Here is a 20,249-nt window from a genome sequence, read left to right on the forward strand (position 1 = left end):
TTGCTTCCTCTTAAAGTTCAAGCTCATGTTGCAGCAGGTTGGCAATCGCGTCTGCAGACGCGGCGTTCACCAGCGCGTTGCGAAATTCTTCGTGCATAATGCGACGAGCCAGGCGCGAGAAGATACGCATGTGCTGGTCACCCGCAGCGTGTTTGTTGAGCGTCAGCATGATGATGAACTGCGCCTCGTCATCCCCCCAGCGTACGGGGGCGTTCAGGCGCGCAACGCTTATCGTGGACTGCTCAATATGCTCAGATTTGCTGTGCGGAATAGCGAAACTGAAGCCCAGTCCGGTGGAGAATACCGCCTCGCGAGCCCACAGATCGGCTTCCAGTTTGCGGGGATAGCGGCAGCGGCTGGCGAGCAGCAGGTTGTCGGTCATCCCTTTGATCACCTCTTCTTTGCTGCGCCAGTCGCTGTCGAGGGTGATGCACTGGGCGGTGACCAGCGGGGCATCCTGCTGCGTCATGCGGAACTGCGCCAGCAGATGCTCTACTTCCAGCGATGTACGACAGGCCATCGCCTGATTCAGCAACTGTCGGCAGGCGCGGCTGTCGAGTTGCGCCATCCGCGCTTTGGCGGCAGGAATGGCGGGGGCGCTCATGCTGATTTCGTCCAGTCCCAGCCCGACCAGCAGCGGCAGAACGGAACCTTTTGCCCCGAGTTCGCCACACAGACCGATCCATTTCCCCTGACGATGTACTGCCTGCACCGCAAAATCCAGCGCGCGCAGGAAGGCCGGGTTCAGGCTGTTGTAGTGGCGGGTGACTTTGGCATTATCGCGGTCAACGGCCAGCAGGTATTGCGTCAGATCGTTACTGCCAATGCTAAAGAAATCAATTTCTTCACAACACTGATCGATGATGAACATCACTGACGGGACTTCCAGCATAATGCCGAGCGGAATCTTCTCATCAAATGGGATCTGCTCATTGCGCAGTTGCTGTTTGGCTTCCGCCAGTTTCTCTTTCACCCACAGGATCTCTTCCATTGAGGAGATCATCGGGATCATAATTTTCAGGCTACCGTGCGCCGATGCGCGGAGGATCGATCGGAGCTGAGTGGTAAACAGCGCGGCATACTCTTCATAGATACGAACGGCGCGATAGCCGAGGAACGGGTTGGTTTCGGCTGGAATATTCAGGTAATCAACGGGTTTATCGCCGCCGATATCCATCGTGCGCACAATAATGCTGCGTCCTTGCGAGGATTCCAGCGCCTGGCAAAAAATGTTGTACAGCTCGTTCTCTCCTGGAGCGCTGATCCGGTCCATATACAGCATTTCGGTACGGAACAGACCAACCGCCTCCGCGCCGTTGCCGAATGCCGCCTGCGCTTCCACGGAGTGGGCGATGTTGGCGGCAACTTCCATTCGGATACCATCAGCCGTGCGCGCTTCCTGGGTCAACCAGACACGCTGTTGCTCGCGCAGCGCCTCATGTACGCGGGCTTCCTGCTGATAGTAGCGGCTGACGGGTTCGTCAGGCGCGACCACCACCGCCCCTGCATTGCCGTCGATATAGACCTCTTGCTGCAGCCACGGGGTTAAGGCATCAATCGTGACGCCAACCAGCGTGGGAATATTGAATGAACGAGCAAGAATCACGGTGTGCGAGGTGGTGCCGCCGCTTTTCAGCAACAGCCCTTTGAGGAACGTTTTATCCAGTTCCAGGAACTGACTGGGCGTCAATTCATCCGCCATGCAGACGGTCGGCTGGGTCAGTTTTCCGGGGGCCGGAAAGCGTTTTTCGCCATAGATATGTTGCAGCAACTGGAAGCAGACGTCGCGGACGTCAAGCGCGCGTTCCTGCAAATAGCTGCTGCTGGAACGGGCAAACTCTTCGCAGAAGTGGTTGGCGCTGTCGACAATCGCCTGCGCGCAGCTTAAGCCGCGAGAAACGCCAGCCAACAGATGCTGGCGCAGGGAGGTATCGCCTGCCAGCGAACGGTGGGCCTCCAGAATGGCGCTGGTGGCACCGTCGCTGTCGAGCAAACGAAACTCAATGTTTTTCACCAGGAGCCTTAAGCCGCGATCCAGCGCCGATTGCTCGCTTTCCGCATCGTTTGCTGCGGGGAGTTCGCCGAGTGCATTGAGATCCAGCGAAGAGAGAAGCGTCAGGATACCGCCAGCGCTACCACTGCAAACGCTGCGGGCGCGGAAAAGCCGCGGATTCAGGTGAGTTAGCGAGGCCGGCAGCGGTTCTAATTCGCTGTTACTGACCTCTGTCAGCGGCGCGTCACAGAGGGGGAACTCGTCGCGCAGCCACTGGCCCAGGCGCTGATGGGCATCGGCTTCATCCGCTCCTGTAATGAGCAACTGGCAATGATCGCCGGCCAGCGTATCCGTGCCAATCAGCGCCAGTGCGCTCTTGGCGTTGCCCTTACGATCGGTTCGCAGGTTGTGCCACTCAATGTGTGAAGTAAAGGTATTACACAGTGTCTCAACATGGCTTGCCGGGCGTGCATGGACGCCATTGGGCAGCTCACAGGTAAATTCCACAATCAGGGCCATTGCCTCTCTCCCATAACGGTTTTCTGCCTACAGGATAAAAGGCCTTGCTTGTTCGCTGCCATGTGACAATTCTGCCAAAAACTGGACAAATGTAATGTAAGGCGAAAAGTGGGAGATAGTTCACAACTCCTCGTGGTGTCCATGAATTCTCTTATTCCTCAACTTATGAGGCGGATCCCATTTTTGTACTGACATTACAAAAATCCAGTAAATGGCCTTTTTATCCACTGTCTGCGCCCTTGCGGATTGCCTATTGTTTGCCACAACAACGTTATGGATATGGGCAAACACCTGCCCGGGAGCGACTTATGAATGAGTTGGTACAAATCCTGAAAAACACCCGTCAGCATCTGATGACGGGGGTGTCGCATATGATCCCCTTTGTGGTCGCGGGCGGCATATTACTGGCGGTCTCCGTCATGTTGTATGGCAAAGGCGCAGTGCCTGATGCCGCGACCGATCCGAATCTCAAAAAACTGTTTGATATCGGCGTGGCCGGGCTGACGCTGATGGTGCCTTTCCTCGCGGCGTACATCGGTTATTCCATTGCCGAACGCTCCGCGCTGGCACCCTGCGCGATTGGTGCCTGGGTGGGCAACAGCTTCGGCGCCGGGTTCTTTGGGGCGCTGATTGCCGGGATTATTGGCGGCATCGTCGTTCACTACCTGAAAAAAATCCCGGTCCATAAGGTGCTGCGTTCCGTGATGCCCATCTTTGTGATCCCTATCGTCGGAACCTTTATCACGGCGGGCATCATGATGTGGGGGTTAGGCGAACCCGTAGGCGCGTTGACGGTCAGTCTGACCCAGTGGTTGCAGGGCATGCAGCAGGGCAGCATCGTGATGTTGGCGGTGATTATGGGACTAATGCTGGCCTTTGACATGGGCGGGCCGATCAACAAAGTTGCCTACGCTTTCATGCTGATTTGCGTAGCGCAAGGGGTTTACACCGTGGTGGCCATTGCGGCTGTGGGGATCTGCGTGCCGCCGCTGGGCTTAGGACTGGCGACGCTGGTGGGGCGTAAAAACTTCTCTTCTGAAGAGCGCGAAGCCGGTAAAGCCGCGCTGGTGATGGGCTGTGTGGGCGTTACCGAAGGGGCGATTCCTTTTGCCGCCGCTGACCCGCTGCGCGTCATTCCTTCCATCATGCTGGGCTCGGCCTGTGGTGCGGTCACTGCGGCGCTGTTCGGGGCGCAGTGTTACGCCGGTTGGGGCGGACTGATTGTTCTGCCGGTAGTTGAAGGCAAACTGGGCTATGTCGCCGCGGTGGCGGTGGGTGCGGTGGTTACGGCTGTCTGTGTGAACGTGCTGAAAAGTCTGGCGCGGAAGAATGTCTCTCAGACCGACGAGAAAGAAGACGATCTGGATTTAGATTTTGAAATTAATTAAGTGAGGAGTGGCGTCATGACGAAAATTATTGCAGTAACCGCATGTCCTTCAGGTGTTGCACATACCTATATGGCCGCCGAAGCGCTGGAAAGCGCAGCCAAAGCAAAAGGTTGGGAAGTGAAAGTTGAGACGCAGGGCTCGATTGGTCTGGAAAATGAACTGACACCCTCTGATGTGGCGCAGGCAGATATCGTCATTCTCACCAAGGATATCGGGATCAAATTTGAAGAGCGTTTTGCAGGCAAAACCATCGTACGCGTCAACATCAGCGATGCGGTAAAACGCGCTGACGCGATCATGAACAAGATTGGCGCGCATCTGGCGCAGACAGCGTAACCGTTTTGTTTGCCGGATGGCGGCGTTGCCTTATCCGGCCTACGAATCTGTAGGCCGAATAAGCGTAGCGCCATCAGGCATTCATGCCCACAGGAGTCCCTCATGACCAACCGTATCCATCGTCTCAAAACCGCCCTTTTTAAAAATAACCGTGAAATCTCACTTGAACGTGCGATGCTGTATACCGCCAGCCATCAGCAGACGGAAGGGGAACCGGTTATTTTACGTCGGGCGAAAGCGACGGCTTATATTCTTGAGCATGTCGCGATTTCGATTCGTGATGAGGAACTGATTGCCGGTAACCGTACCGTTAAGCCACGGGCGGGCATCATGTCGCCGGAAATGGATCCGTACTGGCTGCTCAAGGAGTTGGATCAGTTTCCGACCCGTCCCCAGGATCGTTTCGATATCAGTGAAGAAGATAAACGCCTCTATCGCGATGTGCTTTTCCCTTATTGGGAAAAACGGTCGATGAAGGATTTCATCAACGGTCAGATGACGGATGAGGTCAAGGCCGCCGTCAGCACCCAGATTTTTAGCATCAACCAGACGGATAAGGGACAGGGGCATATCATCATTGATTATCCGCGTCTGCTGAATCACGGACTGGGTGAACTGGTGGCGCAGATGCGCGCGCACTGCCAGCAGGAACCGGATAACGTCTTTTATCAGGCGGCGCTGCTGCTGCTGGAGGCATCGCAGCGCCACATTCTGCGCTATGCCATACTGGCGGAAAGCATGGCTGAACGCTGTACGGACGCCACGCGTCGCCAGGAATTGCTGACGATTGCCGCCAACTCGCGGCACAACGCGCAGGATAAGCCGCAAACCTTCTGGCAGGCGTGCCAGTTGTTCTGGTACATGAATATCATTTTGCAGTACGAATCTAACGCCAGTTCGCTGTCGCTGGGGCGTTTCGATCAGTACATGCTGCCGTTTTATCAGGCGTCGCTGACGCAGGGTGAAGATCCCGCATTCCTGAAAGCGTTGCTCGAATCGCTGTGGGTGAAATGCAATGACATCGTGCTTTTGCGTTCGACCAGCAGCGCGCGTTATTTCGCCGGTTTCCCGACCGGGTATACCGCTCTGCTTGGCGGCCTGACGGAAAATGGCCGCAGTGCGGTAAACGTGCTTTCGTTCCTTTGCCTGGATGCCTACCAGAACGTGCAGTTACCTCAGCCAAATCTGGGCGTACGTACTAACGCGCTGATTGATAAGCCGTTTCTGATGAAGACCGCCGAGACCATCCGGCTGGGTACCGGTATTCCACAGATCTTTAATGACGAAGTGGTGATCCCGGCATTCCTCAATCGGGGGGTCTCACTGGAAGATGCACGTGATTACGCGGTGGTGGGGTGCGTGGAGTTGTCGATTCCGGGCAGAACCTACGGCCTGCACGATATCGCCATGTTCAACATGTTGAAGGTTATGGAGATAAGCCTCTATGAGAATGAAGGCAATCGCGAGCTGACCTGGGACGGCCTGCTGGCGCATATTCGCGCCAAAATTAGCCACTACATCACGCTGATGGTCGAAGGCAGCAATATTTGTGATATCGGGCACCGTGACTGGGCGCCGGTGCCGCTGCTCTCCTCGTTTATCAGCGACTGTCTGGAAAAGGGATGTGACATCACCGACGGCGGCGCGCGCTATAATTTCTCCGGCGTACAGGGCATTGGTATCGCCAACCTCAGCGACTCCCTGCATGCGCTGAACGGACTGGTGTTTGATCAGCAGCGGCTCAGTTTCGACGAGTTGCTTGCGGTGTTAAAGGCTAACTTCGCCACGCCGGAAGGGGAAAAGATCCGCGCAAGGCTGATCAACCGCTTCCAGAAGTACGGTAATGATATTGATGAAGTGGATGACATCAGCGCCGAACTGCTGCGTTATTACTGCAAAGAGGTGGAAAAATACCAGAATCCGCGCGGCGGCCAGTTTACACCGGGCTCCTATACCGTTTCCGCGCACGTTCCGTTGGGGGCGGTGGTTGGGGCGACGCCGGACGGGCGTTTTTCCGGAGAGCAACTGGCGGATGGCGGTCTGTCGCCGATGCTCGGGCAGGATATGCAGGGACCGACGGCGGTACTCAAATCGGTCAGTAAACTGGATAACACGCTGCTGTCCAACGGAACGTTGCTGAACGTGAAGTTCACGCCCGCCACGCTGGAAGGCGAGGCAGGATTACGCAAGCTGTGTGATTTTCTGCGCGCCTTTACCCAGCTAAAATTGCAGCATATTCAGTTTAACGTGGTGAATGCTGAAACGCTGCGGGAAGCGCAGCTTCGTCCCCAGGATTTCGCCGGGCTGGTGGTGCGTGTCGCAGGGTATAGCGCCTTCTTTGTCGAGCTGTCGAAGGAGATCCAGGATGACATTATTCGCCGCACCGCGCATCAGTTGTGAGGTTATGGCGTCGCGCGACGAGGAGGTTGCGCGCATCTTCAATATTCAACGCTATTCGCTGAATGACGGTCAGGGGATCCGCACGGTGGTTTTTTTTAAAGGCTGCCCGCATACCTGCCCGTGGTGCGCCAATCCGGAATCGATCTCGCCACGGATTGAAACGGTGCGACGGGAAAGTAAATGTCTGCACTGTTCGCCATGTCTGCGTGATGCTGATGAGTGTCCGTCCGGGGCGTTTGAGCGGATTGGTCGCGACGTTACCCTGGATGAACTGGAACGTGAGGTGATGAAAGATGATGTTTTCTTTCGCACCTCTGGCGGCGGGGTGACGCTGTCGGGCGGCGAAGTGCTGATGCAGGCGGCTTTTGCTACGCAATTCTTACAACGTCTGCGGCGCTGGGGTGTGCACTGTGCGATTGAAACGGCAGGCGATGCTCCTGTCCGTCGACTGCTTCCGCTGGCGAAAATGTGTGATGAGGTGCTGTTCGATTTAAAGATCATGGAGCCTGAACGGGCTCGTGAGATTGTGGCGATGAATATGCCGCGCGTGCTGGCTAATCTACAGATGCTGGTGGAGGAGGGGGTGAATGTGATCCCCCGCTTGCCGCTAATCCCCGGCTATACGCTCACGCATGAGAATATGCAGCGTGCGCTGACGTTGCTGTTATCGCTTGGTATAAAGCAACTGCACCTGTTACCGTTTCATCTCTACGGCGAACCGAAATACCGGTTGCTTGGGCGGCAATGGTCGATGAAGGACGTCCCGGCGCCAACGGAACAGGTTGTCGCCCAAATGCGTGAGATGGCGGAGAACGCAGGCTTTCAGGTCACAACGGGAGGTTAATATGTCCATTTCAACAGGGCGATATCTGGTTGCGGTGACGGCCTGCGTAAGCGGCGTGGCGCATACCTATATGGCAGCTGAACGACTGGAGAAGTTGTGTCAGCAGGAAAAGTGGGCCATCAAGATTGAAACGCAGGGGGCGCTCGGCACGGAAAATCGCTTAACCGAAGAAGATATCCGCCGGGCGGATGCCGTGCTGCTGATTACCGATATTGAGCTGGCGGGCGCGGAACGTTTCACCCAATGCCGCTATGTCCAGTCCGGGATTAACGCCTTTCTGCGCGAACCGCAGCGTGTAATGAGCGCGGTGCGTAAGTTACTTTCCGCTCCGCAATATACCCATCTTATTCTGGAGTAACCTGCTTTTCCGTTAGCTGGCTGTGATACTGACGACGATATTCTGACGGCGAGCGTTCGGTATTTTTTCGAAAAAGGCGGCAAAAGTAGTTACTGTCAACAAATCCACAGGTGTGCGCGACCTCTTTCACTTTTAAGTCGTAGCCTTTCAACAATGTTTTTGCATGTTCCAGTCGCGTATGGTTCAGGTATTCGTTGAAGCCGACAGCCCCCGTCTTTTGGAACAGATGTGAGAGGTAGTTCGGCGAGATATAGAACGCCTGCGCTACCGATTCCCGGGTGAGCGGTGATGCGTAACGCTCGTCGATATAGTCGCGGATAGCCTCAAACAACGCCTGGCTGCGTGAGGCGGTTTGAATCTGGCTGCCAAGCAGATCGCGACAGTGGCTGAGCAGGCTGGCGACAATCAGCCGCGCTGTCTGCTGCTCCTGTGGTTGCATCTGCATTTCATTGAGTGTCTGCAACAGAAAGGAACCGATACGCGGGCCACGGCGCGCCACGTGCTGTTTGACCAGGTTCTGATAGGTTTTTCCGTCCCATTGCACCACGCTGAATCCCAACTGTTGCTTACCAAACAGAATACTGAGCGTGATCACCGGGACTCGCCACTGCGGGAGGTTCCAGCCCCCTGCCGGCACATAGAGCACGTCGTATGGGGTGAGTGCGTCGGCAAGGCTGGCGTCGCTCAGTTCACCTTCCAGTACGATTTCCAGACGGGGAAAATCGACCTGATACGCCAGTTCCGGGATGGGAGTGAGCGTACTGGCAAAGAAAATCTGGCGCAACGGCGCGGGGCCATGAATCAGGCGAGAAAGGAGATGGCTGACGTCTTGATACATGATGATCCCTTGCGTTGCGCAGACAGGGAAACAGTAACCGCCATGGTGAAAAAAGGCCACTCTAAAAAGCGTGGCCTGTTGAATGACTTACTGATTTCCTACCTGATCGCCATACGGCAGGCTGTCGTAGTCAATCAGCGCATTTTTCTTGTACGGGTTGCCAATCCAGCGCGTCGTTTCTTTGAACTGCGGGCTGGTGATGGAACGCGTCGGATCGTAATCGTCGTAGGTCAAACCGGCTAAGTCGGACCAGGTGTGGATCAGTTCCGAGCTACTGTACTTACGATTCACAGCCTGTGAGAAATCACGCGGATGTGCGGCCTGCCATTTCTCTGAGGTCCACAACAGGAACGGCACGGTATACATGTGACGCGTTGGGTTGTCCTCGTTGCGACCCTGGGTTTTATGCGGCGGGGTGTCATACACCTCTTCCCCGTGGTCGGAGAAATAGAGCAGGAATCCGTTCGGATCGGTTGCTTTATAATCCTTAATCAGGCTCGCGACGACCTTGTCGTTATACAGGTTGGCGTTGTCGTAATCGTTATACGACTCCTGCTCTTCTGCGTTCAGACCTGGCGGGAGATGATCGGTACTGCCGTCGAATTTGCCCTGGTCTTCCGGGTAGCGGAATTTGTACTTAATGTGTGTGCCCAGCAGATGAACAATGATGAACTTTTTCGGGGCCGGGTCAGCCATGATTTTCTTAAATGGCGCCAGCACGTTAGTGTCGTATTCGCGAGCGCTTTGCGTACGCTGCTGGTTCATATAAAACTGCTCGTCGGTCTGCTTAGAGAAGACCGTCAGCATGGTGTTACGGGCGGTCATCGTCTGCTGGTTTGTGATCCACCAGGTTTTGTATCCCGCCTGTTTCATCATGTTCATCAGCGACGGTTTCGTCAGATACAGATCCGGGTTTTTCTCGTTCGCGAAGGTCAGCGCCTGCTGCAAGATTTCGATCGTGTAAGGGCGTGAGGTCACGACGTTGTTAAACACGGTCAGATTCGGATCTGACTTATGCAGCTCGTCCAGTTCCGGTGTCGTTTCACGCGGATAACCATACAGACTCATGCGGCCACGTTGAGTAGACTCGCCAATCACCAGCACCAGCGTGCGCGGCGCGTCGCCAGAGTTGTCTTTAAAATTGGCCAGCGGAGGCAGGGCATGGTTCTGGCTCAACAGGTTGTTGAGGGAGGTCAACTGGCGCTGATACTGATAATACCCAATAACAAACTGCCATGGGGCGGCCGGTTCCATACGCGAGGAGAGGCCGCTTAGCGTCTTCTCATACGGTGAATTGCCAAACGCAGAACGAACCACAAACGGGTTCAGAATCAGTCCATACAGCAACGCAAAAGAGACGAGCCACCGCCAGCGTCCGGGAATATAGACGGGGCGCAGTCGCGTCCAGAGAAATACGGCGACGACGGTATAAGCCAGCGCAATAGCGATGATTTTCAGACTGAAGTACTGGCTCAGGTATTCGCTGGCTTCGTTGGCATTGGTCTCAAACATCACGAACAGGACGCTTTGCGAAAACTCTTGTCCATAGATGACGAAATAGCAGAGCGAGGCCAGCGACGTAGCCCACAACACGACCCCCACCACCGCAGCAATAATGCGGGTCCGACTCGGGAACAGGAAAATCGGGATCAGCCAAAGGGAACTGTAAAGTAACGAGTCACGCAGTCCATTGGTACCGCTGAAACCCGTAATTAAAATAATGACCTGTAATAAGGTGGAGAAAAACCAAAAATAGAGAAGCGCCCAGCCAAGGGCTTTCCAGCTAAATGATGGCGTAGACTGGAGAGTTGTGGATTGCATATTGTCAGCCTGTCTTTAAACGTGGTGCCAAACGTAGCGACTAAACCTTAAGAGAATCTGAAGCACCGGCGCAAAGGCGCACGTTGCTCTGGAAAAATCTCACAGTGGAAAAAACAGACAGGAATATAGTGAATGTGCAGGGGTTATGACAGAAATATTTTCGCCGCCGCGCGCGCAATAGCACGCGCGGCGGCTGAGGGGTAAATTAGCCGGTATTACGCATACCTGCCGCCACGCCAGCGATGGTGACCATCAGCGCCTGTTCAACACGAGGATCGGGCTCTTTGCCTTGTTGTTCAGTCAGTCGCGAGCGGTGTAACAGCTCAGCCTGCAGGACGTTCAGCGGGTCGGTGTAGATATTACGTAACTGGATGGACTCGGCAATCCACGGGAGGTCGGCCATCAGGTGTGAATCGTTGGCAATGGCCAGCACCACTTTGATGTCCTCTTCCAGCAGTTCGCGCAGTTCTTTGCCCAGCGGCCACAGCTCTTTCGCGACGAGTCGCTGATCGTAATATTCCGCCAGCCACAGATCCGCTTTCGAGAACACCATTTCCAGCATGCCGAGACGAGTGGAGAAGAACGGCCAGTCGCGGCACATCGCTTCCAGTTCGCTCTGCTTACCATCTTCGACCACTTTCTGCAGCGCAGTACCGGCTCCCAGCCAGGCTGGCAGCATCAGACGGTTTTGTGTCCAGGCGAAGATCCACGGAATGGCGCGCAGGGATTCCACACCGCCGGTCGGGCGGCGTTTCGCCGGACGTGAGCCAAGCGGCAGTTTGCCCAGTTCTTGTTCCGGCGTTGCGGAGCGGAAGTACGGGACAAAGTCTTTATTTTCACGCACATAACCACGATACACGTCACAGGAAATGACCGAGAGTTCGTCCATGATATGACGCCAGGCGTCTTTGGGTTCCGGCGGCGGCAGCAGGTTCGCTTCCAGAATTGCACTGGTGTACAGCGACAGACTGCTGACGGTGACTTCCGGCAAACCGTATTTGAAGCGGATCATCTCGCCCTGCTCGGTCACGCGCAGACCGCCTTTCAGGCTGCCCGGCGGTTGTGAAAGCAACGCGGCATGGGCCGGCGCGCCCCCGCGACCGATAGAACCGCCGCGGCCGTGGAACAGCGTCAGCTCGATGCCCGCTTTCTCACAGGTTTTGATCAACGCATCCTGCGCCTGATACTGCGCCCAGGAGGCGGCCATCACTCCGGCGTCTTTTGCCGAGTCGGAATAGCCAATCATCACCATCTGCTTGCCCTGAATCAGACCGCGATACCAGTCGATGTTCAGTAGTTGAGTCATCACATCGTCGGCGTTGTTCAGGTCGTCGAGGGTTTCAAACAGCGGCGCCACCGGCATGGCGAAGCCAATTCCAGCCTCTTTCAGCAGCAGATGCACGGCCAGCACGTCAGACGGCGTTTTAGCCATTGAGATGACATAGGCGGCAATCGAACCTTTTGGCGCTTCGGCAATGACTTTACAGGTGTCGAGCACTTCACGAGTGTCATTGCTCGGTTCCCAGTTACGCGGCAGCAGCGGGCGTTTGGAATTCAGTTCGCGGATCAGGAAAGCCTGTTTGTCCGCTTCTGACCAGCTTTCGTAATCTCCGATACCGAGGTAGCGGGTCAGTTCACCCAGCGCTTCGGTGTGGCGGGTACTTTCCTGACGGATATCAATACGCACCAGCGGAACGCCAAAACATTTCACGCGACGCAGGGTGTCGAGCAGTTCGCCGTTGGCGATAATGCCCATGCCACAGGCTTGTAGCGACCGGTAACAGGCGTACAGCGGTTCCCACAGCTGTTCGTTTTGTGTCAGCAGACCTGCCGGTTTCGGCAGCTTCTCGCCTTTCAGACGCGCTTCCAGCCAGGCCTGGGTCGCCATCAGGCGTGCGCGCAGGTTTTTCATCAGATAGCGGTAAGGCTCCGATGCGCCTTCTTCACCGACCATCGCTAACAGTTCCGGCGTGGCATCGACCATTGACAACTCAGAAACCAGAACATGAATATCTTTCAGGAACAGGTCGGTTGCTTTCCAGCGGCTCAGCAGCAGAACGTGGCGGGTGATATCCGCGGTCACATTTGGGTTGCCGTCACGGTCGCCGCCCATCCACGAGGTGAAGCGAACCGGAACGAAATCAACAGGCAACTGGTAGCCCAGATTATCTTCCAACTGCTCGTTTAGTTCGCGTAAATAGTTCGGTACGCCCTGCCACAGGCTGTTCTCAACCACCGCGAAGCCCCATTTGGCTTCATCAACCGGGCTCGGGCGCTGCTTACGAATTTCATCGGTGTGCCAGGACTGCGCAATCAGCTGACGCAGACGGCGCATCAGCTGGTGGCGTTCGTATTCAACAATATCTTTGTTATCGAGTTGCTTCAGGCAGGCGTTGATTTCGCCCATTTTGTGGATCAGCGTGCGACGGGTAATTTCCGTCGGATGTGCAGTCAACACCAGCTCCAGGGACAAAGACTCCACCGCTTTTTTGATGATGGCGTCGTTCAGGTCCGGCTGGCTTTTCAGTTTACGCAGGGTGCGGGCAATCACTTCCGGGTTGCTGGCGCCTTCACCTTTTGGCGAACTGCTGTGATATTGCTCGGCGGTGTTGGCCAGGTTCAGGAACTGGCTAAACGCGCGTGCGACCGGCAGCAGCTCGTCATTCGACAGATTTTGTAGCGTGGTGAGCAACTCCTGGCGATGAGCTTCATTGCCAGCGCGTGAGGATTTTGACAGCTTACGGATTGTTTCTACGCGATCAAGAATGTTCTCTCCCAGCGCATCCTTGATGGTTTCTCCCAGCACTTTGCCGAGCATACTGACATTACTACGCAACGCGGAATATTGTTCGTTCATATTAACCCAGACACCCCATCTTTAATCTATGAGTCCTGTGATCAGGACATTTGTTAATTCATCTCACTTTATAAAGCCACGTAAAAAACCATTCGTCAATTGCGGCGAAATCGCTTCAGCAAACGAATAAATGTCGACAATTTACGAAATTTAATTCATTTTGCGGCAGATAAGTATTACTTATGAAATTGTGACAAAAGTCACCCTCCAGTGTTACCGGAGAGTGATGAAGATCAGTGCCAGCAGAAGTGATGAACAACCTGGGTAATCAGTTCACGCGTCGGTTTGATGAACCGGGTTTCCAGATATTCATCCGGTTGGTGCGCCTGATTAATCGAGCCCGGGCCCAGCACCAGCGTCGGACACAGGGTCTGAATAAATGGCGCTTCGGTGCAGTAGTTCACCACATCGGTTTTCTCGCCCAGCAGTTTCTCTACCACTTCAACCAGCTGATGGTCCGGCGGACATTCGTAGCCTGGGATCGGCGGATGGAGTTCGGAAACGGTCAAACGACCCGGCCAGCGCTCACTCACCGGCGCCAGGGCTTCTGTCAGCAGGCCATCCAGGTCGCCCAGCGTCATGCCCGGCAGCGGACGGATATCCATATGCAGTTCACAGCAGGCGCAAATTCGGTTCGACGCGTCGCCCCCGTGCAGACTGCCCAGATTCAGGGTGGGGTACGGTACGGTGAAGGCGTCGTAGTGATACCGCGATTTCAGGGTGTCGCGCAGCTGCATAATGCGACCAATCGCGTCGTGCATCAGTTCAATAGCGTTAACGCCACGCGCCGGATCGCTGGAGTGGCCGGACTGGCCCATCACCCGCACTGCCGTTGAAATATGGCCTTTGTGAGCGCGAATCGGCTGTAGCGATGTAGGCTCACCGATGATCGCGCAATCAGGACGAATCGCCGTGTTTTCTGAGAAGTAACGCGCTCCCGCCATGCTGGTCTCTTCATCTGCCGTCGCCAGGATGTAGAGCGGTTTTTTCAGCTGTGTCACATCGACGTCGCGAAGCGCGTCGAGAATAAAAGCGAAGAAGCCCTTCATATCCGCCGTCCCCAGGCCGTAGAGCTTGTTGTCATGCTCGGTGAGGGTGAAGGGATCGCGCGTCCAGCGCCCATCGTCAAACGGTACGGTGTCGGTATGACCCGTTAGCAGTAAACCGCCCGCACCTTGTCCGGTGCTGGCCAGCAGATTAAATTTATTGCGGGTTCCCGGAACCGGTTGAATCTCAACGTTGAAACCGAGATCGCTGAACCAACCCGCCAGCAGATTGATTAAAGACTCATTGCTCTGATCCAGCGCTTCTTCGGTAGCGCTGATGGATGGCGTGGCAATCAGGGCGCGGTAAATCTCGATAAATGGCGGTAAGTTCATTTTCATTGTTGACACACCTTAGGTCGTGATAGTATCAATATTCATGCAATAAATGTGCATAAAAATACATTAACGTTGAGCATAAAGGAACCTGATGTTGAATACGCTGATTGTAGGCGCTAGCGGTTATGCGGGCGCAGAGCTTGTAAGCTACGTGAATCGCCACCCCCATATGACCATAACCGCTTTGACCGTCTCAGCGCAAAGCAATGATGCGGGAAAGTTAATTTCTGATTTGCATCCGCAGCTTAAAGGCATCGTCGATCTGCCGTTGCAGCCGATGTCCGATATCAGCGAGTTTACCGATGGCGTGGATGTGGTTTTTTTAGCCACCGCCCACGAAGTCAGCCATGACCTGGCGCCGCAATTTCTGGCTGCCGGTTGCGTGGTCTTCGACCTTTCCGGTGCCTTCCGCGTAAACGATGCCGGGTTCTACGAAAAATATTATGGTTTCACCCATCAGCACCCCGAACTGCTTGCGCAAGCCGTTTACGGTCTGGCGGAGTGGAGCAGCGACAAACTGAAAGAGGCGAATCTGATTGCGGTGCCGGGGTGTTATCCCACGGCGGCGCAACTCTCTCTTAAGCCATTGATTGATGCCGGGTTGTTGGATTTGGCGCAATGGCCAGTGATTAACGCGACCAGCGGTGTCAGCGGTGCGGGGCGTAAAGCAGCGCTGTCTAACAGCTTCTGCGAAGTGAGCCTGCAACCGTATGGCGTGTTTACCCATCGTCATCAGCCGGAGATTGCCACCCATCTGGGGACCGAGGTGATTTTCACCCCGCATCTGGGTAATTTTCCGCGTGGGATTCTGGAAACGATCACCTGTCGACTGCGGCCGGGTGTGACCCATGCGCAGGTCGCTGAGGTATTGCAGCAGGCGTATGGTGATAAACCGCTGGTACGTCTGTATGACAAAGGCGTTCCGGCGCTGAAGAATGTGGTTGGGTTGCCGTTCTGCGATATCGGTTTCGCCGTACAAGGTGAACATTTGATTGTGGTGGCTACCGAAGATAACTTGTTGAAAGGTGCCGCCGCACAGGCAGTGCAGTGCGCCAATATCCGTTTCGGCTTTGCTGAAACGCAGTCTCTTATTTAAGGGTGCAATGATGAGTCCATTAATTATCAAGCTGGGTGGTGTATTACTGGATAGTGAAGAGGCGCTGGAACGTCTTTTTACCGCGCTGGTGAACTATCGTGAGTCGCATCAGCGTCCACTGGTCATTGTGCACGGCGGCGGCTGTGTCGTCGATGAACTGATGAAAGGGCTCAACCTGCCGGTGAAAAAGAAAAATGGCCTGCGCGTTACGCCTGCCGACCAGATCGACATCATCACCGGTGCGCTGGCGGGGACGGCAAACAAAACGCTGCTGGCCTGGGCGAAGAAGCATCACATTGCCTCCGTTGGTCTGTACCTTGGCGATGGCGATAGCGTAAAAGTGACTCAGCTCGACGAAGAGCTCGGCCATGTTGGACTGGCGCAGCCGGGTTCGCCTAAGCTGATTAACACGCTGTTGGAAAATGGTTTCCTGCCGGTCGTCAGTTCGATTGGGGTGACGGAAGAAGGGCAACTGATGAACGTGAACGCGGACCAGGCGGCGACGGCGCTGGCGGCGACGCTGGGGGCGGATCTGATCCTGCTCTCCGACGTGAGCGGGATTCTCGACGGTAAAGGTCAGCGTATTGCTGAAATGACCGCCGCGAAAGCGGAGCAACTGATCGACCAGGGCATCATTACGGATGGCATGATTGTGAAGGTGAATGCCGCACTGGATGCTGCGCGCACGCTGGGGCGTCCGGTGGATATCGCCTCCTGGCGTCATGCCGAGCAACTCCCGGCGCTGTTCAACGGCACGCCGATCGGTACGCGTATTCTGGCGTAATTATGTTGTGCCCGATGGCGGCTACGCCTTATCGGGCCTACGAAAACACAACCTGTAGGCCGGATTAGCGCAGCGCTATCCGGCAGTGACATTCAAAGAACGAATTTAAGGAAGCATGTTATGGCACTTTGGGGTGGGCGTTTTACTCAGGCAGCAGATCAGCGGTTCAAACAGTTCAACGATTCGTTGCGCTTTGATTACCGTCTGGCGGAGCAGGATATTGTTGGCTCTGTCGCCTGGTCCAAAGCGTTAGTCACCGTCGGCGTGTTGACCGCTGACGAACAGCTTCAGCTCGAAGAGGCGCTGAACATTCTGCTGGAAGAGGTCCGTGCCAATCCTCAGCAGATTCTGCAAAGCGATGCCGAAGATATTCATAGCTGGGTGGAAGGCAAACTGATCGACAAAGTAGGGCAATTAGGTAAAAAGCTGCATACCGGGCGTAGCCGTAATGACCAGGTCGCCACCGATTTGAAACTGTGGTGCAAAGAGACGGTGACCGAACTGCTTACCGCCAATCGTCAGTTGCAAAGCGCGCTGGTCGAGACGGCGGATAATAACCAGGATGCGGTGATGCCGGGATATACCCACCTGCAGCGTGCGCAGCCGGTGACGTTTGCGCACTGGTGTCTGGCCTATGTCGAAATGCTGGCGCGCGATGAAAGCCGTTTGCAGGATGCGTTGAAGCGTCTGGATGTTAGCCCATTAGGCTGTGGCGCTCTGGCAGGGACGGCGTATGAAATCGATCGTGAACAACTGGCCAGTTGGTTGGGTTTTGCCTCGGCAACGCGGAACAGTCTGGACAGCGTCTCCGATCGCGACCACGTGCTGGAACTGCTGTCGGACGCCGCTATCGGTATGGTGCATCTGTCGCGTTTTGCCGAAGACCTGATTTTCTTTAACACGGGTGAGGCGGGCTTTGTCGAGCTTTCCGATCGTGTGACCTCCGGTTCGTCGCTGATGCCGCAGAAGAAAAACCCGGATGCGCTGGAGTTGATTCGCGGTAAATGTGGCCGTGTTCAGGGGGCATTGACCGGCATGATGATGACGCTGAAAGGGTTGCCGCTGGCTTATAACAAAGACATGCAGGAAGACAAAGAAGGTTTGTTCGACGCGCTCGACACCTGGCTGGACTGCCTGCATATGGCTGCGCTGGTGCTGGACGGTATTCAGGTGAAACGTCCGCGTTGTCAGGAAGCAGCGCAGCAGGGTTATGCTAACGCCACCGAACTGGCGGATTATCTGGTCGCGAAAGGCGTCCCGTTCCGTGAAGCACACCATATCGTGGGGGAAACGGTCGTGGAGGCGATTCGCCAGGGGAAACCGCTGGAAGATCTGCCGCTGGCCGACCTACAGAAATTCAGTAGCGTCATCGGCGATGATGTCTATCCGATCCTCTCATTGCAGTCATGTCTGGACAAGCGCGCGGCGAAAGGCGGCGTGTCTCCTCAGCAGGTTGCGCAAGCGATCGGCTATGCGAAGGCGCGTCTGGCATAACGATTATCCGGTTTCACTCAGCCTGGCGCGATGCCAGGCTTTTTTATGTCACTGCATCAGGCATTACTGACCATAGTAGGCATTCGCGCCGTGCTTCCTTAAAAAGTGCTTGTCCAACAATGTTTGCTGCATCGCGGTGAGATGGGGTTGCAGTTGCAGTGTGAATAAATTCATATAGGCGATCTCTTCAAGTACAACGGCGTTATGCACGGCATTGGCAGGGTCTGTGCCCCAGGCAAAGGGTCCATGACTGTTTACCAGTACGGCAGGAATCTGGCAGGGAGAGAGCCCTCGTTGTTTAAAGGTTTCAATGATGACGCTGCCGGTGTCGTATTCGTAGCGTCCGTTGATTTCGTCATCCCGCATGGGGCGTGTACAAGGAATGGCGCCATAGAAATAATCCGCATGGGTTGTGCCCAGCGGCATTAAATCTTTTCCGGCCTGCGACCAGATGGTGGCGTGGCGGGAATGGGTATGGACGATGCCGCCAATGTCTGGAAAGGCGTGATACAGCGCCAGATGTGTGTCGGTATCAGACGACGGTTTTTTGTTTCCTTCGACAACGTTCCCACTGTGAATATCGACGACGACCATATCATCCAGATTCATATCGTCATAGTCGACACCGGAAGGTTTAATCACCATTACCCCTTTTTCGCGATCAATTCCGCTGACATTTCCCCAGGTAAAGGTGACCAGTTGATGAGCCGGCAAAGATAAATTAGCGGCAAGCACTTTATTCTTCAGTGTATTCATTCTTTACTCCTGAATTACCGTTTGATTTTATAAAAAACGGATGTCCTCTCGTTCTTTAATTGGCGTGGTTTCAAAGTTTTTATTTAAATTACGCCGAATAAAGAAGATGTAAAATTCAGACTGATGCTTTATACGTGCAAAACAACGAAAACGGTCAAACTCGGAACAATTCGGTCATGTTTTTACGTTTTATGCGTGCCCGCCCATGACCGAATGGTGGTTTTTCCGTGGAGGCAACAGAGAGAAATAGCGATATTTTGTGATTTATGTTGTGTTTTTTGATTGTTTGTTGCTTTTGTTGCAATTGAATTTTTGGCTTTTATCACGTTACGATGTGTGTGTTATTGCTGTAAAACGATCCTTGACACTACTCACTTTAATTCTGGGCAAAAAGATTAATGATAAACACATGATGGAATCGGATGTCGTGGGTCAATATTATGTTGCAGGCAGAACGTTATAAAATGATTTGTGCGCATGTTCAGAAAATGGGTGCAGTGCGCGTTACGGAACTGTCGCAATTATTTCAGGTTTCGCAGGAAACGATTCGCAGAGATCTGACGAGGTTGGAAAAAAATAAGAAACTCACCCGCAGCTTTGGTGGTGCAGTTTCACTGGATACGCCGGATGTTACGTCTGTGACAGTTGAAGACAATGCCTGGCAAACAAATAGCGTGGATCGGGCGGAATCTTTTCGTAAACGTACGGAAGAACATCCTGACGTTAAAGCAAAAATCGCCAAGGCAGCACTCCAGTTTATTCATCCAGGCGACTGCATTTTGATGGATAACAGCAGCACCTGCTGGTTTCTGGCCCGGCAAATCCCGGATATCGATATTACGGTCGTGACCAATTCACTCCGTATTATCCAGGCGTTAGCTTGCCGGGATAACGTTCGTATTATCGGTATTGGCGGTGAGTATTCCGAGCGTCATGATGATTTTCATGGCCCGGTTGCGGAGAGCGCCATTAGAAACTTTCAGATTAATAGTTTCTTTTTTTCCTGTCAGGGCTTGAACCTGGAAAATGGAATCCGTGATGGCAGTGAAATAAATGCCCGACTGAAACAGGTTATGTTACAGGTTTCGGCAAAAAAAATACTCATGGTTGACTCCAGTAAGTTCGAACAGTTTGCCTTTAGTAAAATATGTATGTTGGATGAAATTGATATTATGGTTACCAATAGTTGTTGTGATGAGCGTTACCGTAGTTTGCATCCACAGTTAAATGTTGTTGAAGTTGATAAGTAATAGATGTGAATCGTTATCTGAATAATTGAGATAACATCCCGATTATTTAGCCAATACCAGAGAAAAGTTGAAATTAATAAAAAGTCAGGCTGATATTTTTATCGGGTTTCCCTGACACATGACGCTATTTCTT

General features: G+C 54.2%; 15 protein-coding genes. 9 read left to right on the forward strand and 6 right to left on the reverse strand.

The window, feature by feature from the left end:
• Nucleotides 1-10 precede the first annotated feature (10 nt).
• Nucleotides 11-2,512, reverse strand: coding sequence for a phosphoenolpyruvate--protein phosphotransferase (gene ptsP, locus I6L53_RS01135; RefSeq protein WP_042325616.1), 2,502 nt, complete (start codon nt 2,510-2,512; stop codon nt 11-13).
• Nucleotides 2,513-2,820: 308 nt separating this feature from the next.
• Between ptsP and I6L53_RS01140 the strand changes: the two genes are divergently transcribed.
• The 5 genes from I6L53_RS01140 (at nt 2,821) to I6L53_RS01160 (ending at nt 7,838) form a co-directional block, all read left to right on the forward strand.
• On the forward strand, nt 2,821-3,900 hold the full coding sequence (locus I6L53_RS01140; RefSeq protein ID WP_042325619.1) for a PTS fructose transporter subunit EIIC: 1,080 nt from the start codon (nt 2,821-2,823) through the stop codon (nt 3,898-3,900).
• Between the two features lie 15 nt (nt 3,901-3,915).
• The gene (locus I6L53_RS01145; protein ID WP_042325620.1) at nt 3,916-4,236 is read left to right on the forward strand and encodes a PTS fructose-like transporter subunit IIB; all 321 of its coding nucleotides are present in this window, start codon (nt 3,916-3,918) and stop codon (nt 4,234-4,236) included.
• Nucleotides 4,237-4,338: 102 nt separating this feature from the next.
• The gene (locus tag I6L53_RS01150; protein ID WP_042325622.1) at nt 4,339-6,636 is read left to right on the forward strand and encodes a formate C-acetyltransferase; all 2,298 of its coding nucleotides are present in this window, start codon (nt 4,339-4,341) and stop codon (nt 6,634-6,636) included.
• Nucleotides 6,602-7,480, forward strand: coding sequence for a [formate-C-acetyltransferase]-activating enzyme (locus I6L53_RS01155; protein ID WP_042325624.1), 879 nt, complete (start codon nt 6,602-6,604; stop codon nt 7,478-7,480). The genes I6L53_RS01150 and I6L53_RS01155 overlap by 35 nt, the downstream gene beginning before the upstream one ends.
• Before the next feature lies 1 nt (nt 7,481).
• Complete coding sequence (locus I6L53_RS01160; protein ID WP_042325626.1) at nt 7,482-7,838, forward strand: PTS fructose-like transporter subunit IIB; 357 nt, start codon at nt 7,482-7,484, stop codon at nt 7,836-7,838.
• Here I6L53_RS01160 and I6L53_RS01165 read toward each other — a convergent pair.
• The 4 genes from I6L53_RS01165 to argE form a co-directional block, all read right to left on the reverse strand.
• Entirely contained in the window at nt 7,825-8,676 is an 852-nt protein-coding gene (locus I6L53_RS01165) for a helix-turn-helix transcriptional regulator (RefSeq protein WP_042325628.1), read from the reverse strand. The genes I6L53_RS01160 and I6L53_RS01165 overlap by 14 nt on opposite strands.
• Before the next feature lie 87 nt (nt 8,677-8,763).
• Entirely contained in the window at nt 8,764-10,497 is a 1,734-nt protein-coding gene (locus I6L53_RS01170; RefSeq protein ID WP_042325632.1) for a phosphoethanolamine transferase CptA, read from the reverse strand.
• A gap of 205 nt (nt 10,498-10,702) precedes the next feature.
• Nucleotides 10,703-13,354, reverse strand: a complete 2,652-nt coding sequence (ppc, locus tag I6L53_RS01175) for a phosphoenolpyruvate carboxylase (protein ID WP_042325633.1) — start codon at nt 13,352-13,354, stop codon at nt 10,703-10,705.
• Nucleotides 13,355-13,587: 233 nt separating this feature from the next.
• Nucleotides 13,588-14,739, reverse strand: coding sequence for an acetylornithine deacetylase (argE, locus tag I6L53_RS01180; protein WP_042325634.1), 1,152 nt, complete (start codon nt 14,737-14,739; stop codon nt 13,588-13,590).
• A gap of 88 nt (nt 14,740-14,827) precedes the next feature.
• Between argE and argC the strand changes: the two genes are divergently transcribed.
• The 3 genes from argC (at nt 14,828) to argH (ending at nt 18,110) form a co-directional block, all read left to right on the forward strand.
• Nucleotides 14,828-15,832 (forward strand): N-acetyl-gamma-glutamyl-phosphate reductase, encoded by a 1,005-nt coding sequence (argC, locus tag I6L53_RS01185; protein ID WP_042325635.1) that lies wholly within the window; start codon nt 14,828-14,830, stop codon nt 15,830-15,832.
• Nucleotides 15,833-15,839: 7 nt separating this feature from the next.
• Nucleotides 15,840-16,616, forward strand: coding sequence for an acetylglutamate kinase (gene argB, locus I6L53_RS01190; protein ID WP_094465789.1), 777 nt, complete (start codon nt 15,840-15,842; stop codon nt 16,614-16,616).
• A 120-nt stretch (nt 16,617-16,736) separates the two neighbouring features.
• Nucleotides 16,737-18,110, forward strand: coding sequence for an argininosuccinate lyase (argH, locus tag I6L53_RS01195; protein WP_042325638.1), 1,374 nt, complete (start codon nt 16,737-16,739; stop codon nt 18,108-18,110).
• Nucleotides 18,111-18,173: 63 nt separating this feature from the next.
• Here argH and araD read toward each other — a convergent pair whose 3' ends face one another.
• The gene (araD, locus tag I6L53_RS01200) at nt 18,174-18,866 is read right to left on the reverse strand and encodes an L-ribulose-5-phosphate 4-epimerase (protein ID WP_042325640.1); all 693 of its coding nucleotides are present in this window, start codon (nt 18,864-18,866) and stop codon (nt 18,174-18,176) included.
• A gap of 440 nt (nt 18,867-19,306) precedes the next feature.
• Here araD and I6L53_RS01205 point away from each other — a divergent pair, with 440 nt between their 5' ends.
• The gene (locus tag I6L53_RS01205; protein ID WP_042325682.1) at nt 19,307-20,116 is read left to right on the forward strand and encodes a DeoR/GlpR family DNA-binding transcription regulator; all 810 of its coding nucleotides are present in this window, start codon (nt 19,307-19,309) and stop codon (nt 20,114-20,116) included.
• Nucleotides 20,117-20,249 lie beyond the last annotated feature (133 nt).

Origin of the sequence: Citrobacter farmeri, assembly GCF_019048065.1 — a bacterium.
GTDB classification, from domain to species: Bacteria; Pseudomonadota; Gammaproteobacteria; order Enterobacterales; family Enterobacteriaceae; genus Citrobacter_A; species Citrobacter_A farmeri.

What these genes read in the sequence shown, in the direction of transcription:
- argC (WP_042325635.1), top strand. Translation starts at nt 14,828, where the DNA reads ATGTTGAATACGCTGATTGTAGGCGCTAGCGGTTATGCGGGCGCAGAG.
- I6L53_RS01160 (WP_042325626.1), top strand. Translation starts at nt 7,482, where the DNA reads ATGTCCATTTCAACAGGGCGATATCTGGTTGCGGTGACGGCCTGCGTA.
- araD (WP_042325640.1), bottom strand. Translation starts at nt 18,866, where the DNA reads ATGAATACACTGAAGAATAAAGTGCTTGCCGCTAATTTATCTTTGCCG.
- I6L53_RS01205 (WP_042325682.1), top strand. Translation starts at nt 19,307, where the DNA reads ATGTTGCAGGCAGAACGTTATAAAATGATTTGTGCGCATGTTCAGAAA.
- I6L53_RS01150 (WP_042325622.1), top strand. Translation starts at nt 4,339, where the DNA reads ATGACCAACCGTATCCATCGTCTCAAAACCGCCCTTTTTAAAAATAAC.
- I6L53_RS01140 (WP_042325619.1), top strand. Translation starts at nt 2,821, where the DNA reads ATGAATGAGTTGGTACAAATCCTGAAAAACACCCGTCAGCATCTGATG.
- I6L53_RS01165 (WP_042325628.1), bottom strand. Translation starts at nt 8,676, where the DNA reads ATGTATCAAGACGTCAGCCATCTCCTTTCTCGCCTGATTCATGGCCCC.
- I6L53_RS01145 (WP_042325620.1), top strand. Translation starts at nt 3,916, where the DNA reads ATGACGAAAATTATTGCAGTAACCGCATGTCCTTCAGGTGTTGCACAT.
- ppc (WP_042325633.1), bottom strand. Translation starts at nt 13,354, where the DNA reads ATGAACGAACAATATTCCGCGTTGCGTAGTAATGTCAGTATGCTCGGC.
- argE (WP_042325634.1), bottom strand. Translation starts at nt 14,739, where the DNA reads ATGAAAATGAACTTACCGCCATTTATCGAGATTTACCGCGCCCTGATT.
- argH (WP_042325638.1), top strand. Translation starts at nt 16,737, where the DNA reads ATGGCACTTTGGGGTGGGCGTTTTACTCAGGCAGCAGATCAGCGGTTC.
- I6L53_RS01155 (WP_042325624.1), top strand. Translation starts at nt 6,602, where the DNA reads ATGACATTATTCGCCGCACCGCGCATCAGTTGTGAGGTTATGGCGTCG.
- I6L53_RS01170 (WP_042325632.1), bottom strand. Translation starts at nt 10,497, where the DNA reads ATGCAATCCACAACTCTCCAGTCTACGCCATCATTTAGCTGGAAAGCC.
- argB (WP_094465789.1), top strand. Translation starts at nt 15,840, where the DNA reads ATGATGAGTCCATTAATTATCAAGCTGGGTGGTGTATTACTGGATAGT.
- ptsP (WP_042325616.1), bottom strand. Translation starts at nt 2,512, where the DNA reads ATGGCCCTGATTGTGGAATTTACCTGTGAGCTGCCCAATGGCGTCCAT.